The following is a 15,613-nucleotide window of genomic DNA, read 5'->3' as shown; positions in this document are numbered from 1 at the left end:
CGGCCTGCTCCCGCTGCTCGCGGTCGGCAACGTCCCGCTGTGGGTGACCGACGAGTTGCCCGACTTCACCGGGGCGCTGCGTTGGCTGCGGCAGCATCGCGTTGCGGAGAGCGAGAGCCTGATCTCGCTGACCGCCGGGGGAGAGCCGCACACCCTGGCCGTCGTTGACCCGATCCGGTTGGCACGAATGCTTCCTCGGCTCCTCGATGAGGGCGAGTTCCTGTCGCCGCACGGCATCCGCTCGCTCTCGGCAGCGCACCGGGATGGTGTCGTCGTCGATGTCGCGGGCGAGTCGGTGTCGCTGCACTACACCCCGGGTCCCTCGGACTCCGGTCTCTTCGGCGGCAACTCGAACTGGCGGGGACCGGTGTGGTTCCCCATCAACGTGTTGCTGGTCGACGCCCTCCACACGTATGCCGTCGGCGCCGGCCCCACCTTGACGGTCGAGTACCCCACGGGGTCTGGGCAGCGGCTCGGCCTGCACGAGGTCGCCGCCCAGATCGAGTCCCGGCTGGTGGGTCTCTTCCGTCCCGGGCCGGACGGCCGTCGCCCCGGGGACCCGCGCGATCATGGCTCCGGCCCGCTCTGGGCCGACCATCCCGTCTTCAGCGAGTACTTCCACGGTGACTCGGGAATCGGCCTCGGGGCCTCGCACCAGACCGGCTGGACGGCGCTCGTCGCCCACCTCATCTGCACCGTCCGCTCGGACGGCGACCCCGAGGAGGTCTCCGCCACGGGTCGCTGAAGGTAGGAGAGCCGTCCCACATTCCGGGCCCAGGTGTCCACGCTGCGGTCCAGGTGTGATGAACTCGATGTCCCACTGGATCTCTAGGAGATACGCATGCCCCTCGTCCCCTTCGCCGTCACCGGTCGTGGCACCGGCGTCGCCCAGACCGTCGCCGTCGACGGCGCCGACTACACGATCGAGACCGACGCCTACGAGGCGTTCGGCGGCCAGGACCAGCACCCGAGCCCGCTGGCCTTCACCCTCGCCTCGTTGTCGTCCTGCAACCAGGTCACCTCGTCGATCGTGGCCAAGGAGCTCGGCGTCACCATCGAGCACGTGAGCTTCCGCGTCGAGGCCGACTTCAACCCCACCACGATGACCACCGGGACGCACCGCGAGGGGGAGACGACCTTCCAGAACCTGCGGGTGACGGCCGAGGTCGCGACCGACGCGACGGCGGAGCAGTTCGAGACCCTGCGCACCGAGACCGAGCGTCGCTGCCCCGTCAGCCAGCTCTTCGTGCTCGCCGGCGTCGAGGTCACCAGCACCTGGACCCAGCTCCAGACCGCCTCCGCCTGACCGGACCCGCGGTCGACCCCTCCCCGCGCCCATGTTGACATGATGCCCAGGTGAGCACCGGGAGCGCGTTCGAGCAGGAGACCGCACGCCTGCGGATGCGCCGGCGCGCCGGCCCGTGGCAGGGGACCTCGCGGCATACACCGCGCTGCACACCGATCCCCGCACGTATGTGCACGCCCCGGCGACCATGCCCGACCCCGAAGGCTGCCGTGTCCGACTCGCGTCCGAGCTGGAGCACTGGGAGACAGAGCAATTCGGGTATGTCGCCGTCGAGGACCTGGTCACAGGGCGGGTGATCGGGTGGGGTGGTGTCCGGTCGGACGCCGAGCAGTCTGACCCGGGCGCTCGGGCGGCCCTCAACCTCTACTACCGGCTGGCGCACGACGTGCTGGGTCGGGGCTACGGTCGGGAGCTCGTCCGGACCATCGTTGCCGCCGCGGTGGAGGTCCTTCCGGACCGGACCGTGCTGGCCCGCGCGAGGCGCCACAACGCCGGCTCCGTCGCGACGGCGCTGTCGGCGGGCCTGCACGAGGTCGGCACCGAGGCGCATCCGGCGGACGGGCCGGACGACCCGCCCTTCGTCGTCCTCGAGGCACCTCACTTCACCTCGGTGGCCGCGCTGACGCCCGACCTGCGCGAGGAGGTCCTCGACCTGTGGACCCGCGTCAACGACGACGGAGGCGCCGTCGGCTTCCAGCCTGGCGCCCCCCGACCCGCGATCAGGGCAGCGTTGTCCCGGCACGAGGACGTCCTCGCCGACGGCCGGGGCGTCCTCGCCCTGCTGCGGGCCCCCGATGGCCGGCTGATCGGCCTCGGGTTCTGGCTACGCGACGGCTGGCCGGGCTTCGCCCATATCGCGATGCTGTGGCGGTTCATGGTCGACCCCGCGAGTCAGGGCCGCAACACCGGTCGGATCCTGCTCGCGGGCATGCACGGGCTGGCGCGCACGCTGCCCGGTGTCGACCTGCTGCGGCTCGACTACCGCAGCGGCCTGGGTGTCGGCGACTTCTACGCCCGGATGGGGTGGGTCGAGACCGGACGCCAACCGCTCGGGCTGCGGTTCCCCGACGGCACCCGTCGCGACGACGTCCAGATGGCCCGGCTCCCGGACGGCGGCCCGCTGGTCTACGACGGGCGGCACTGACGCCCTCGGCGCGTGGCTCCCACAACGTCCGCGGCAACGGGACACCGGTGTCGCGTGCACGCGGACGTTGTGTATGCCGCCCCCGCGACGTCCGCGGCAACGAGACCTCTGGTGTCGCGTCCGCGCGGACGCAAGGGGGCCTGTGGAGAGCCGGGGGGCCACCTCGGCCCCGCGGCATACCCTGTGCTCGTGCCTGCCGACCTCCACACCCTCCTCCGGGCCGCCGTCCTCGCCGTCGGCGGCACCGAGCGGCCCGGTCAGGTCGAGATGGCCAAGGCGGTCGAGCACGCCATCGACTCCGACGAGCACCTGCTCGTGCAGGCGGGCACCGGCACCGGCAAGTCGCTCGCCTACCTCGTGCCGGCAGTGAAGCACGCGTTCGAGACCGGCAAGCCGGCCGTCGTGGCCACCGCCACGCTCGCCCTCCAGTCGCAGATCGTCGACCGCGACATGCCCCGCGTGGCTGCGGCGCTCGCGCCGGTGCTCGGCCGCCGCCCCACGTATGCGCTGGTCAAGGGCCGCCGCAACTACCTCTGCGCGCACAAGCTCCACGGCGGTTTCCCCGACGACGACGACACCCTGCTGAGCGTCGAGCAGGTCGATCACGGCGCCTCCCGCCTCGGCCACGAGGTCGTCCGGCTGCGCGAGTGGGCCGACGTCACCGAGTCCGGCGACCGCGACGAGCTCGTGCCCGGGGTCAGCGAGCGCGCCTGGCGCCAGGTCTCGGTGAGCGCCCACGAGTGCATGGGCAGCCGTTGCCCGATGGTCACCGAGTGCTTCGTGGAGCGCTCCCGCGAGGCCGCCAAGGACGTCGACGTCATCGTCACCAACCACTCCTTCATGGCCATCGACGCCTTCGAGGGACGGCAGATGCTGCCCGAGCACGAGCTCCTCGTCGTCGACGAGGCGCACGAGCTCGTCGACCGGGTCACCTCGACGATCACCGACGAGCTCACCGCGTCGATGGTCTCCACCGCGGCCCGCCGAGCCGCGAAGCTGTCCGAGCGCACCGAGGACGTCGAGGACGCCGGCGTGCTGCTCCAGGACGTGCTCGCCGGACTCCCCGAGGGGCGGCTGCCCGGCGTCTCCGACTCGCTCTCGCTGGCCCTGGCCCGCGTCCGTGACACCACGAGCCGGGTGCAGTCCGACCTCAAGCCCCAGCCGGGCATCGAGGCCGACGGCGCCCGTCAGGTCGCGCGCGCCGCCATCGACGAGATCAACGAGAACGCCGCGCGCATCCTCGAGGAGCGCGCGCTCGACGTCGTGTGGGTCACCCACGACCAGCGCCGGGGCACGGTCCTGCGCGTCGCGCCGATGAGCGTCGCCGGGCTCGTGCGCGAGCGGATCTTCACCGAGCGGACCGTCGTCCTCACCTCCGCCACCCTCGAGCTGGGCGGCAGCTTCGACGCCCTCGCGGGCACGATCGGGCTGCGTGGCGACGGCGCCCCGGCGTGGCAGGGCCTCGACGTCGGGAGCCCGTTCGACTACCCCAGGCAGGCCATCGCGTATGTCGCGAAGCACCTCCCGGCTCCGGGCCGCGACGGCGCCTCACCGCAGTCGCTGGACGAGATCGAGGCTCTCGTCCGTGCCGCCGGTGGACGCACCCTCGGTCTCTTCTCCTCGATGCGCGGGGCCCAGAACGCCGCCGAGGAGCTGCGGGGCAGGTTCGCCAAGGACGGTACCAAGATCGACATCCTCTGCCAGGGCGACGACCAGATCACCACTCTCGTCAGGCAGTTCGCCCGCGAACCCTCCACCTGCCTGTTCGGCACGCTGACCCTCTGGCAGGGGGTCGACGTCCCGGGCTCCTCGTGCCAGCTCGTCATCATCGACCGGATCCCCTTCCCCCGCCCCGACGACCCCCTCGCGTCCGCTCGCTCCGAGGCGATCGCCCGGATGGGTGGTAACGGCTTCATGGCGGTGAGCGCCACGCACGCCGCGCTGCGACTGGCGCAGGGCGCCGGGCGGCTCATCGGGCGCGGCGACGACCGGGGGGTCGTCGCCATCCTCGACTCCCGGATGATGACCGCGCGGTATGCCGGCTTCCTGCAGCGCTCGCTGCCACCGTTCTGGCCGACGACGGACCGGGAGATGGTCATGGCGGCCCTCACGCGACTGGACGAGATCGCCCCGCCGCCGCTGCCGGTCGCCGACCCGGCGCTCCGGGGCATCGCCGGGGCGGTCGAAGGCACCTCGATGGCGGCTTCCGTGTCGGCCGGCCCCGCCGCCGTCGACCACCGACCGGTCGCGGGTCCGCCCCCCAGCGCGACCTCGACCCGCACGGCCGTGACGGGCGGACACGCCTGGACCGCAGACCAGGACGCCGAGCTGCGGGATGCCGTCGAGGCCGGGATCGACGGCGACGAGCTCGCCGATCACCTCGAGCTCGACCCGGAGGTCATCGCCGTCCGCCTCGAGCAGCTCGGGCTGCGACTGGGGGAGCCGACCCTGTCCTTCGGCGACGCCTGACCGGCCCGTGGTGGATCGCAGGATCGCACCCGATGCCGTGTCACAGGCCCGTGGCAGAGTATGCCGCGTGAGCCCCCCTCCCGTCCCGCCGCTGGTGCTCATCAGCGGTCCGGAAGAGGTCCTGGCGGAGCGGGCCCGCGCGTCCGTCGTCGCGGAGCTGCGGCACGCGGCGCCCGACCTCGAGGTCATCCGCGTCGAGGGCAACACCTACGCCGCCGGCGAGCTCGTCCTCCACACCAGTCCGTCCCTCTTCGGGGGTGACAAGGTCCTGGTGATCGAGGGCTTCGAGGAGGCGACCGACGCCCTGCAGGACGACCTGCTGAGCTATCTCGCCGCCCCCGAGGACGACGTGACGCTGGTCGTCAGCCACCGCTCGGGTCAGCGCGGCAAGAAGGTGCTCGACACGCTGAAGAAGCAGAGCGCCCGGGTGATCGACTGCCCGGCCATCAAGTCCGACCGTGAGAAGAGCGACTTCGCCACCCATGAGTTCCGGCGGCAGGGGCGCAAGGCGACGCCGGAGGCGGTCCGTGCCCTCGTCGAGGCCGTCGGCAAGGACGTCCGCGAGCTGGCGTCGGCCTGCGGCCAGCTGGTCGCCGACACCGACGGCGTCATCGACGAGGTGCTCGTCGAGAAGTATCACGGGGGCAAGGTCGAGGCGAGCGGCTTCCGGGTCGCCGACGCCGCGGTCGCCGGCCAGACGAGCGAGGCGCTGCGCCTGCTGCGGCACGCCATCGCGACCGGCGTCGACCCCGTCCCGATCGTGGCCGTCCTCGCGTCGCAGCTGCGTCAGCTCGTCAAGGTCGGGTCGGCCGGGCGGGGCAGCTCGGCGCAGCTGGCCAAGGAGCTGGGCATGGCCCCCTGGCAGGTCGACAAGGCCCGCCGGGTGGTCGGGGGGTGGGATGCTCCCGGGCTCGGCCGCGCGATCCAGGCCGTCGCCGCGGCGGACTTCGAGGTCAAGGGTGGTGGTCGCGACCCGGTGTATGCCGTGGAGCGCGCGGTCCTCGCGATCACTGCCGCCCGCCACGGCGGCGCTCGCTGACGACGGTCACCCGCCCACCGTTTTGGTGGGGGAGCGGGCCCGCTGGTAGATTTGCGAGTCGCGGGCGCCCTCCGGTCGTGCGCGCACGCTGTTCCACCCCCAGCGAGGTTCACGCGCAGGGCGCAACGCCCGTCCGCATACCTCCTCGCCGTCCTCGCACGGCACCTCCCAGACACCGACCAGAGAAAGATCACCCGTGGCAAACATCAAGTCGCAGCTCAAGCGCATCAAGACCAACGAGAAGGCCACCGAGCGCAACAAGGCGGTCAAGAGCGAGCTCCGCACCTGGGTCCGCAAGTTCCGCACGGCCGCCGAGGCCGGCGACACCGACGAGGCTCGCGCAGCCCTGCGGACGGCGTCGACCAAGCTCGACAAGGCTGTCGCCAAGGGCGTCATCCACCAGAACCAGGCCGCCAACAAGAAGTCGGCGATGGCCAAGAAGGCCGCCACGCTCTGAGTCTCTCTCTCTCGTCACGACGGGCCCGTCACCTCACGGTGACGGGCCCGTTCTGCAGGTGGAGGCTGGCGGGGATACGCCCGATCAACCGGTCGCGAGCGCGTGCAGGCGCGAGAGGTCGCCGTTGAAGTAGTTCTGGTCGATGGGGCTGCTCGAGTACTGCCAGAACGTGTAGTACGCGGTCCCGGCCGGCAGTGATCCGACCGAGGAGCTGTAGCGGGCGATCCAGAAGGGACTGAGCGAGGCGAAGGCACTGCTGTTGCCGGTGCACGTGCTCCACCAGTCGAAGGTGGAGTAGATCACCGGGTAGCGGCCGGTCCGCGAATGGTAGGTCCCGAGGAAGCTGCTGATCCAGCTCACCATCGAGGTCTGGCTGAGGCCGTAGCACGTGGCCCCGTAGGGGTTGTACTCGATGTCGAGTGCACCCGGCAGCGTCCTGCCGTCGGCCGACCAGCCGCCCCCGTGGTCGACGAAGTAGTTGGCCTGCGTCGCCCCGGACGTCGTGTTCGGCGTCGCGAAGTGGTAGGAGCCCCGGGTCATCCCGACGTTGGAGGAGCCGGAGTACTGCTGGCTGAAGTAGGGGTTGGTGTAGTTCGTGTTCTCGGTGGCCTTGACGTAGGCGAACTTCTTGCCCTGGCTCCAGTACGACGCCCAGTCGACGTTGCCCTGATAGCTCGAGACGTCGATGCCGGGGGTCACGGCGCCCGTCGTCATCGGCGCAGCGGCCGAGGCCCCGCCTCGACCGGCGACGTGCGACGACCACCCCATGTATGCCGTCCCGGCGCCGGTGATGCCCGCAGCCCGGGCAGCCGGTGTGGGCGTCATCGACGAGGATGTGGAGGAAGACGGAAAGGCGGGGGACGCGTCCGGGGCGAGGACCTGAGCGTGGGCGGTCGTGGCGCCGAGTGCGCAGACGCTCACGCCGCAGACGCTGAATGCCGTCCCCACCGCGACCAGCGCCGAGGCGAGCGTCCTGATCCTGGTTCGGCCGGCCCTCCGGGTCGTCGTGGTCGAGTCGTTGCGTGTCATCTGAACCCCTGGGCCGTGGAGGGATCGATCGCGAACGCGATCACCTCCACCACGCTAGGAACCGGGCCCGTCGAGGTTGGCCACGGGGAGTTCAAATCCTGACAAATTCTCCGTCACCAACGGGTCAAGGGTGACTTTCTGCCGCACCCTCCGGCGGCAGACCCCTACAGCAGGCCGCGGTCGTGGGCCCCGTGGATCGACTGGGTGACGGCCTCGAAGACGTCGGCGTCGAGGATCGCCCCCTCGCGCCGGACACTCTGCGGATCGACCCGGATGATCCGATCGGTCCGTGCCTCGCTCGGCCGGCCCTGGCGGTCCCATGCGCCGACGCCGACGTCCATCCACTCGCGCCCCTCGGCCCGGTCGCGGGCGCGGTCATGATCGTGGTCCTTGCTCGTGAGCATGACGCCCAGCAGCCAGTCACCGTCGTGGCCGACGAGCAGCACCGGCCGGTCCTTGCCCACCGAGGCGTCCTCCTCGAAGGGGACCCAGGTCCAGACCACCTCGCCGGGGTCCGGGTGCCCGTCCGGCTGAGGGGCGTAGGCCATCGCAGGGACGCCGAGGTAGTCCCCGGGGTAGGAGCGCATGCCGGCGGGCGGGCTGACCCCGTCGCGCGTGTCGCGTGGCGGACGTACGTCATCGGGGTGACGTTCGTCGGTGGCCGCCCGGCCGAGCACGATCCTGCGCAGTCGGTCCCCGAGACGCTCAGCCATGGACATACGGTAACAAGGGGGTGATTCTCGGCCAGCCGCGTGAGACGCGGTCTCACGGCAGCAGCGGCGGACCTCGGTGGCGGCATACCTCGATAGGCTCGCCGCGGTCATCGTGGACCCCGCCACTGCTCCCACTGCCAGAACGGGTCCCATGACCGACGCCTCCCTCGCGACGACCGCCGAGGTCCTCCCCACCGCCCCACCCGTGCTCGATGACGGCCCGAGCATCCCCTCGGCTCACGTCAACCTCGCCCTCCTCGCGCTCGCCGTCGGCGGGGTCGCGATCGGCACGACGGAGTTCGTCACGATGGGCTTGCTCCCCCAGGTCGCGGCGGGAATCGGCACCGACATCCCGACCGCTGGCCACTTCGTCTCGTCGTATGCCGCGGGCGTCGTCGTCGGGGCCCCGCTCATCGCCGTGCTCTTCGCGCGCGTCTCGCGCAAGAAGGTCCTGCTCGGGCTGATGCTCTTCTTCGCGGTCGCCAACGCCGCGAGCGGGCTGGCCCACACCTACTGGCAGCTGATGGGCGCCCGCTTCCTCTCCGGCCTGCCCCACGGCGCCTTCTTCGGCATCGGCTCCGTCGTCGCGGCCAGCCTCGTCCCTCGGGAGCGCCGGACCCAGGCCGTCGCGATGATGCTCATCGGGCTCGGCGTCGCCAACGTCCTCGGGGTGCCCCTGACAACGGTGCTCGGGCAGAGCTTCGGCTGGCAGGTGCCCTACGTCGTCGTCGGCGGGATCGGCCTGCTGACCGTCGCCGCGGTCGCGCTGTGGATCCCGCAGGTGCCGGCCAGCGGCGAGGAGTCGATGCGCTCGGAGCTCAAGGCGCTGGGCCGGCTGCAGGTCTGGCTGGCGCTGCTCATCGGCACGGTCGGCTTCGGCGGCATGTTCGCGACCTACGCCTACATCACGCCGACGATGACCGATCTCGCCGGCTTCTCGACGGGCACCATCCCGGTGATCCTCGGGATCTACGGCATCGGCCAGGTCGGCGGGATGGTCCTCGCCGGCCGCATCGCGCGGTTCGGCATCCTGCGCGGGATGATCGCGTCGATGGCGATGATCGCGATCCTGTTGTCGCTCTTCGGTTTTGCCGCGCACGTCCAGCCGCTCGCGATCGTCTTCGTCCTCGGGCTCGGGTTCGTCCCCTCGATCCTCGTCCCGCTCCTGCAGACCCGGCTCATGGATGTCGCCCGCGACGGCCAGTCGCTCGCGGCGGCCCTCAACCACTCGACGCTGAACATCGCCAACGCCCTCGGCGCCTGGCTCGGCAGCATCGTCCTCGCCGCGGGCTACGGCTACGAGTGGCCGAGCCGGGTGGGCGCCGTGCTCGCCGTCCTCGGCCTCGGGATCGCCGGCATCTCGGTCGTCGTCGGCCGGCGGCACCCCGAGTCGGTCTGATCCGGGGCGCTCGGCCCTGGGGCGTGCGTGGGGGCCGGGAGCGCTTGGGCTCGTCACGACGCGTACGCCGCGGGATCGGGTGGACGTGACCCTGCCCTGACAGGGTCATCCCCACCCGATCAACGCCGGCGAGGGTCCTGCTGAAGTCAGTCATCCGCCAAGGAGGAGGACCGTCTCCGTGCTGATCGCCTACGCTTTTCCCGTGGTGGTGAGGGAGGAGCTCCGACGACTCTCGGTCGTGGCGTGGGGCGCGCTCGCCCTCGTCGTGGCGGGCTGCAGCGTCGGCGCGCCGGTCGAGGCCATCAGCGCAGCTCGGAGTGGGCTGGAGCGTTCCGTCCCCGGGATCGAGGTTCGAGGTGTGTCCGAGGTGGCGGTCGACGGTGACTGTGCGCTCGTGGAGTTCGACACCAGTCGAGGAATCGACAACGTCGGGGCGCACCGCGACGCCCAGGGCTCGTGGTCCGTGCGCAAGGTGGCGACCGACGCCGACTACTTCGACCTCGACTACTCGGACTGGCCGTCCCGAGCCTGCAGATAGGACGACGCGCCAGACTTCTCCTCACCTGAGGATGAGTCCAGCCCGGATCCTGCATCGCGTCGCCGACACCTCCACACCTGAGGAGAAGTCGGCGCGCCTGACCGCTCGCCGCGTTCACGAAGTCGTCAGCCGCCCGGGAACGCACGTCCGGCCCTGGCACTGCGCGTTCAGACGTGGTCTGCTGCCCCGAAACGTCCGCTCGGCCGCGACCCGGGTAGGGCCAGCGCGATCTCGGCCGTGTCGTCCGCGCAGACGAGGGCCATCCCCCCGCGGTATCAGGCGGTCGCGGCCCTGACCAGCGCGATGACCTTCCTCTCGACCGCGGGGCTCCACGTCAGGAGGGCGTACGACGCCGGCCACATGTCGCCGTCATCGAGGTGCGCCGCTTCCTGGAAGCCCAGGGTCGAGTAGCGGTAGCCGAACTTGCCCGAGTCCTGGAAGAACAGCACGACCTTGCCGTCGGCGTTCGCGTAGGCCGGCATCCCGTACCAGGTCTTTGGTGCCAGCTCCGGGGCCGTCGCGGTCACCGTGACGTGCACGCGCTCGGCGAGCGCACGATCCTCCGGCGCCATCTTCTCCATCTGGTCGAGGACCGCCTGCAGGCCGTCGGCCGCCTTGGCACCCTTCTTGCCCTCGGCGCGCAGCTCGGCAGCGCGCTCCTTCATCGCGGCGCGCTCGTCGGCGCTGAATCCGTGGGACGCGGCCTCGGCCTTCTTCGTGGGCATCTCGTGCGCTTCCTCTCGACGCTGACCGCGGAGCGTGCTGTCCCGCTGGGCAAAAGGCTAGAGCCCAGCCACACGTGAGGCTTCTCCGTTCCTGCCCTGTTCGTGGCGGGTGCCGTCAGCGCGAGCCCCAGTGCCACGGCGGGGTGGTGAGCAGACCCTGCCCCCGGACCATCGTCTCGCCGAGGTCCTTGCGGAGCCCGATGCCGTGGGCGGGCCGTCCGGCACCGGCCCTGTCATCGACCTTGATGTCACCGTCCACCGGGCCCAACGCCGCGATGAGCGGGCGCGAGTGCGAGACCACGAGCAGCTGGACCTCCTCTGCAGCCCGACGCAGCAGCCGGGCCAGCGGGGCAAGGAGGTCAGGGTGCAGGCTCGTCTCGGGCTCGTTGAGGACCATCAGCTGGGGCGGGCGAGGCGTGAGCAGGGCGGCGACGAGCAGCAGGTAGCGCAGCGTGCCGTCGCTGAGCTCGGCGGCGCCGAGGCGTCGCAGCACCCCCGGTTGCTGGAGACCCACGTCGAAGCGACCGCCCGAGACCATCACGCTGAGGGTCGCGTCGTCGAAGGCGTCGGCGATCGCCGCGTCGAGCGCCCGGCTGTCGCCGACCTCGTGGATGGTCTGCAGCGCGGCGGCGACGTCGGCCCCGTCGTGGTCGAGGACCGGTGTCCGGGTGCCGACCTGGGGCCGGCGGGCAGGCGCCTCGCGGTCGGTGCGGAAGCTGTCGTAGAAGCGCCAGGACCGCAGCTGCTCACGCACGGCGAGCAGCTCGGGGGTGCGACCCGGGTCGGCGAGCTCGGTCAGCATGCTCTCGTGGGTCTGGATGCTCCGCGTCAGCTCCACCCACCCGCGACCCTCCCGAGCCCGGACCGACGGACCCTTCCGCTCGACGAGGACCGAGCCGGGACGGGCGAGCGGGCCGGAGAAGACCACCTCCCGCTTGACGATGGGGTCGCGGTCGAAGGCCGACGGGTAGCCGGGGACGCTGGCCGGCGGGGGCAGCCCGAGGTCGACGAGGTAGCCGAATCCGTCGTCGGTGGCGTAGCCGAGCCGCAGGCTGATCGGCCCCCGGCGCACCGTGCCCTGCACCGGGTGGCCCTCCCGTCGTGCACCCCCGAGCGTCTCCGGCCCGGCCCAGAGCGCCGACTGCAGGCCACCTTCGCGCGCGAGGGAGCCGATGACCTCACCGGCGCCGCAGTCGGCGAGGAGGCGTAGTGCGCGGTAGAGACTCGACTTGCCGCTGCCGTTCGCCCCGGTCACGACGTCGAGGCCGTGCAGCGGCACGACGACGTCGCGCAGGGAGCGGTAGCCCGAGACGGCGACGGTGGTCAGCACCCGTGGGACGGTAGCGACGGGGAGTGACAGGGGGCCCGGCCGCCTGCCCGGACGACCGGCATACCCGGTCCAGGTCGAGGGGTGAACACTCTTGTTCAGCCGCGAACACCGGCGTACGGTCGTCCCCCATGAGCGTCTCGCCGTCGGGGGTCCTGCCCCGGATCGGGCCGAGCCCGGAGGGTGACCCCGAGCTCCAGAAGCACACTGCCCTCCTCGACGCGGCGGTGAGCTACCTCGTCGCGCACCCTCGGGCCTCGCTGGCCCAGATCGCCGCGGCTGCCGGCATCGGCCGCACCACGCTCTTCAAGCTCTTCGCCACCCGCGACGAGCTCGAGCACGCTGTCGCCGTGCGGGCGCTCGCGGTCTGCCAGGCGGCGGTCGACGAGGCCGACAGCCGCTGGGCACACCGCTCTGACGACGGTGGGCTGCGCGCCCTCGTCACCGCGCTGCTGCCCATCGGGCCCCAGCTGAACTTCATCTGGCGCACGCCGAGCCTCGACGTCGACGACGAGGTCCACCGGGTCTACCTGCAGCTCGACCGCTCCCTGATCGCCGTCCTCGGCCGCGCCCGGAGCGCCGGAGTCCTGCGCGACCTCCCCGACTGGTGGCTCGGCCAGAGTCTCTACGCCCTCGTCTACGTCGCGTGGGAGTCGGTCCAGTCCGGCCGCCTCGCGCGGCTCGACGCCCCCGACCTGGTCCTCGACACGATGCTCTCCGGCGTCGGTGCACCGTCCCCCACCCACACGTCCACCCGCAGGAGCACCCGATGAGCCCGATGCCCACGGCGACACAGGTCAGGAAGGCCGGCGCCTTCGCGACCGCCCTCTACGGCGAACGCGTCAGGCGCTGGTATGCCGGTCGCCTCCGCGGCGACGGTCTCGCCCGCACGCGACTGAAGGAGGGCCGTCGCGACCCGTATGCCGTCTACGAGCAGATCCGCGCGCAGGGCCCCGTCGTGCCCACCCGCCTCGGCAACTGGGCGACGACGAGCCACCCCCTCTGCAGCCAGGTCCTGCGGAGCCGCAAGTTCGGGGTGCGCGACCCCGATCTCGACCTGGTCCACGGCGGCAGCCACGACTTCGACCTCTCCATGCTCGGGCTCAACCCGCCCGACCACACCCGGCTGCGACGGTTGGCCCTGCCCGCGTTCAGCCCGAAGATGATGTCGACCTACGCCACGATGATCGAGAAGAAGGTCCACCAGCTCCTCGACCGGGCGGAGCAGCGCGGCCAGTTCGACCTGGTCGCCGACTTCGCCGCGCCGCTGCCCATCGCCGTCATCAGCGAGATGATGGGCGTGCCCGACGCCGACGAGGCGGCGTTCCAACGCTACGGCGCGGCGCTGGGGAGCGCTCTCGACGGGCTCAACTCCCTCAAGCACGCGCGTGAGGTCATCCACGCCAATACGGAGCTGGAGGCGATCTTCGAGTCGCTCTTCGAGCTGCGGGCCCGCGAGCCGCGTGACGACCTGATCAGCGCCCTCGTGGCCGAGCGCGGGGACCGGATCCAGCCGCACGAGCTCGTGCCGATGTGCTCGCTGCTGCTCGTCGCCGGCTTCGAGACCACCGTGAACCTGATCGGCAACGGCGTGCTGGCCCTGCAGAGCCACCCCGACCAGTGGCATACCCTCTGCGACGACCCCAGCCTCGCCGGCTCCACGGTCGAGGAGGTCCTGCGGTATCTGCCGCCCGTGCAGGAGACCGGCCGGGTGTCCTTCGAGGACACCGAGCTCGGGGGAGTGGCGATCGCCAAGGGCCAGTGGGTGATCACGCTGCTCGCGGCCGCGGGGCGCGACCCCGAGGTCTATCCGGAGCCCAACCGGTTCGACATCATGAGGACTCCCGGGGTCGAGCACCTCGCCTTCAGCAGCGGCGTGCACTACTGCATCGGCGCGCCGCTGGCCCGGCTCGAGGCCACCGTGGCCCTCCAGGCGCTCGCCGAGCGGATGCCGCGCCTGCGCCGCTCAGGGCCCGTGACGATGCGCGGGTCGACGACGATCCGGGGGCCGCTCCGGCTGCCCGTCGCCGCCTGAGGGTATGCCGCTCGGGTGACCACCGCGCGGTGTCGGTGCCGGGTGACAGGGTGAGGTCATGACACCGAAGCCGCCTGTGCCCGAGGAGAACTACTCCGAGCGGTGGGCGGACGACAGCCGTCCGGTCCTGCCCCAGACGGGTGACGAGCGCGCCATGCTCACGACCTACCTCGACTTCCACCGGGCGACGTTCGCGAGCAAGTGCGCGAGCGTCGAGCCGAAGCAGATGAACGCCCGCACGATGCCACCCTCGACGCTGACTCTCCACGGGCTGCTGCGCCACCTGACGGGTGTGGAGCGATGGTGGTTCCAGATCAACTTCGCGGGCGACGACGTCCCGATGATCTACTACTCCGACGACGACCCCGACCAGGACTTCGAGCGGCTCGACGGCGACCTCGACGAGGCGTGGGCGGCCTGGCGCCGGGAGTGCGACCGGTCGCGGGAGATCGTCGCCGCCACGGCGTCGCTCGACGTCGAGGGCCACCGGGTCCGCGACGGCGCACCGATCTCGCTGCGCGCGGTGCTGGTCAAGCAGATCGCCGAGTATGCCCAGCACAACGGCCACGCCGATCTCCTGCGCGAGGGCATCGACGGCGCGACCGGCTGCTCCTGCTGACGACGACCGGCGCCCGGACCGGCCGGGAGCGGACCAGCCTGATGATGTTCCACCGCGAGGGGGAGCGCGTGGTCGTCATCGCCTCCAACATGGGCGCGGCCGACGACCCGAGCTGGTGCGTCAACCTGCGCGCGGACCCGCAGGTCAGCGTCGAGATCGGCGACGAGAGGTATGCCGCGACCGCGCACGTCCTCGCCGGTGAGGACCGTGCGGCCGTCTGGGGCCGGATCCAGGCCGCCTATCCGTTCTTCGTCGAGCACGAGGAGTCGGCGGGAGCACGCGAGATCCCTTTGGTCGAGCTGGTGCGGGTCGGCGAGGGCTGAGCCGACCCCGGTAGCGGCGGTCACGGCATACCGGCAGCGCGTGAAATGATGGGGAGTCCGTCCGATTCCCCGATGCCCTCCGTGAGGTTCTCCGCACCGTGTCACCCATGGCCCGCACCGCGCTGCCGCCGCACGCGACGCCGCCGCACCTCATCCGGAACTTCTGCATCATCGCGCACATCGACCACGGCAAGTCGACCCTCGCCGACCGGATGCTGCAGCTGACCGGCGTCGTCGACGGTCGGGCGATGCGGGCGCAGTACCTCGACCGCATGGACATCGAGCGCGAGCGCGGCATCACGATCAAGTCCCAGGCCGTACGGCTGCCCTGGACCTTCGCCGGCACCGAGTACGTCCTCAACATGATCGACACCCCTGGTCACGTCGACTTCACGTACGAGGTGTCCCGCTCCCTCGAGGCCTGCGAAGGTGCCGTCCTGCTCGTGGACGCGGCTCAGGGCATCGAGGCGCAGACGCTGGCGAACCTCTA

Annotated in this window: 17 protein-coding genes and 1 pseudogene; 14 read left to right on the top strand and 4 right to left on the bottom strand. The window is 71.5% G+C overall.

What is annotated here, in order from left to right:
- The 6 genes and pseudogenes from Q0R63_RS09340 to rpsT form a co-directional block, all read left to right on the top strand.
- Positions 1–745: pseudogene (locus Q0R63_RS09340) on the top strand (glucosidase); the annotation flags it as partial.
- Between the two features lie 96 nt (positions 746–841).
- On the top strand, positions 842–1,306 hold the full coding sequence (locus Q0R63_RS09335; protein ID WP_295696660.1) for an OsmC family protein: 465 nt from the start codon (positions 842–844) through the stop codon (positions 1,304–1,306).
- 115 nt (positions 1,307–1,421) lie between these two features.
- Positions 1,422–2,450, top strand: a complete 1,029-nt coding sequence (locus Q0R63_RS09330) for a GNAT family N-acetyltransferase (RefSeq protein WP_295696658.1) — start codon at positions 1,422–1,424, stop codon at positions 2,448–2,450.
- Positions 2,451–2,717: 267 nt separating this feature from the next.
- Positions 2,718–4,919: an ATP-dependent DNA helicase gene (locus tag Q0R63_RS09325; protein WP_295696662.1), complete on the top strand. Its 2,202-nt coding sequence runs from the start codon at positions 2,718–2,720 to the stop codon at positions 4,917–4,919.
- A gap of 67 nt (positions 4,920–4,986) precedes the next feature.
- Positions 4,987–5,958 carry a DNA polymerase III subunit delta gene (holA, locus tag Q0R63_RS09320; RefSeq protein WP_295696655.1) on the top strand — a complete coding sequence of 324 codons (972 nt, stop codon included), beginning with the start codon at positions 4,987–4,989 and terminating at the stop codon, positions 5,956–5,958.
- Between the two features lie 196 nt (positions 5,959–6,154).
- Entirely contained in the window at positions 6,155–6,415 is a 261-nt protein-coding gene (gene rpsT / locus Q0R63_RS09315) for a 30S ribosomal protein S20 (protein WP_295696652.1), read from the top strand.
- Between the two features lie 84 nt (positions 6,416–6,499).
- On the opposite strand, the gene Q0R63_RS09310 is transcribed toward rpsT, so the two are convergent.
- Positions 6,500–7,240: a lysozyme gene (locus tag Q0R63_RS09310; RefSeq protein WP_295696650.1), complete on the bottom strand. Its 741-nt coding sequence runs from the start codon at positions 7,238–7,240 to the stop codon at positions 6,500–6,502.
- Between the two features lie 70 nt (positions 7,241–7,310).
- Between Q0R63_RS09310 and Q0R63_RS09305 the strand changes: the two genes are divergently transcribed.
- On the top strand, positions 7,311–7,448 hold the full coding sequence (locus Q0R63_RS09305) for a hypothetical protein (RefSeq protein ID WP_295696647.1): 138 nt from the start codon (positions 7,311–7,313) through the stop codon (positions 7,446–7,448).
- Between the two features lie 160 nt (positions 7,449–7,608).
- Here the strand turns inward: Q0R63_RS09305 and Q0R63_RS09300 are convergent, their stop codons facing one another.
- Positions 7,609–8,157 carry a type II toxin-antitoxin system PemK/MazF family toxin gene (locus tag Q0R63_RS09300; protein ID WP_295696644.1) on the bottom strand — a complete coding sequence of 183 codons (549 nt, stop codon included), beginning with the start codon at positions 8,155–8,157 and terminating at the stop codon, positions 7,609–7,611.
- A gap of 151 nt (positions 8,158–8,308) precedes the next feature.
- Here Q0R63_RS09300 and Q0R63_RS09295 point away from each other — a divergent pair, with 151 nt between their 5' ends.
- Positions 8,309–9,556: an MFS transporter gene (locus Q0R63_RS09295; RefSeq protein WP_295696641.1), complete on the top strand. Its 1,248-nt coding sequence runs from the start codon at positions 8,309–8,311 to the stop codon at positions 9,554–9,556.
- Positions 9,557–9,734: 178 nt separating this feature from the next.
- Complete coding sequence (locus Q0R63_RS09290) at positions 9,735–10,094, top strand: hypothetical protein (RefSeq protein WP_295696639.1); 360 nt, start codon at positions 9,735–9,737, stop codon at positions 10,092–10,094.
- A gap of 275 nt (positions 10,095–10,369) precedes the next feature.
- Here the strand turns inward: Q0R63_RS09290 and Q0R63_RS09285 are convergent, their stop codons facing one another.
- Positions 10,370–10,819: a hypothetical protein gene (locus Q0R63_RS09285; RefSeq protein WP_295696636.1), complete on the bottom strand. Its 450-nt coding sequence runs from the start codon at positions 10,817–10,819 to the stop codon at positions 10,370–10,372.
- A gap of 115 nt (positions 10,820–10,934) precedes the next feature.
- Positions 10,935–12,149 (bottom strand): AAA family ATPase, encoded by a 1,215-nt coding sequence (locus tag Q0R63_RS09280; protein ID WP_295696634.1) that lies wholly within the window; start codon positions 12,147–12,149, stop codon positions 10,935–10,937.
- Between the two features lie 128 nt (positions 12,150–12,277).
- Between Q0R63_RS09280 and Q0R63_RS09275 the strand changes: the two genes are divergently transcribed.
- The 5 genes from Q0R63_RS09275 to Q0R63_RS09255 all read left to right on the top strand — a co-directional run.
- Complete coding sequence (locus Q0R63_RS09275) at positions 12,278–12,919, top strand: hypothetical protein (RefSeq protein ID WP_295696632.1); 642 nt, start codon at positions 12,278–12,280, stop codon at positions 12,917–12,919.
- Positions 12,916–14,181, top strand: a complete 1,266-nt coding sequence (locus tag Q0R63_RS09270) for a cytochrome P450 (protein ID WP_295696630.1) — start codon at positions 12,916–12,918, stop codon at positions 14,179–14,181. Before Q0R63_RS09275 ends, Q0R63_RS09270 begins: the two co-directional genes overlap by 4 nt.
- Positions 14,182–14,239: 58 nt before the next feature.
- Positions 14,240–14,800, top strand: a complete 561-nt coding sequence (locus Q0R63_RS09265; RefSeq protein ID WP_295696628.1) for a DinB family protein — start codon at positions 14,240–14,242, stop codon at positions 14,798–14,800.
- 41 nt (positions 14,801–14,841) lie between these two features.
- On the top strand, positions 14,842–15,123 hold the full coding sequence (locus tag Q0R63_RS09260) for a nitroreductase/quinone reductase family protein (protein ID WP_295696626.1): 282 nt from the start codon (positions 14,842–14,844) through the stop codon (positions 15,121–15,123).
- A gap of 98 nt (positions 15,124–15,221) precedes the next feature.
- A partial coding sequence (locus Q0R63_RS09255; RefSeq protein WP_295696624.1) for a GTP-binding protein occupies positions 15,222–15,613 on the top strand: 392 nt, incomplete at its 3' end.

This window comes from Lapillicoccus sp. (assembly GCF_025353065.1).
Lineage (GTDB): Bacteria > Actinomycetota > Actinomycetes > Actinomycetales > Dermatophilaceae > Lapillicoccus.
The sequence above is the reverse complement of the archived record's forward strand: the minus strand, read 5'-3'. Positions and strand labels throughout refer to the sequence as shown.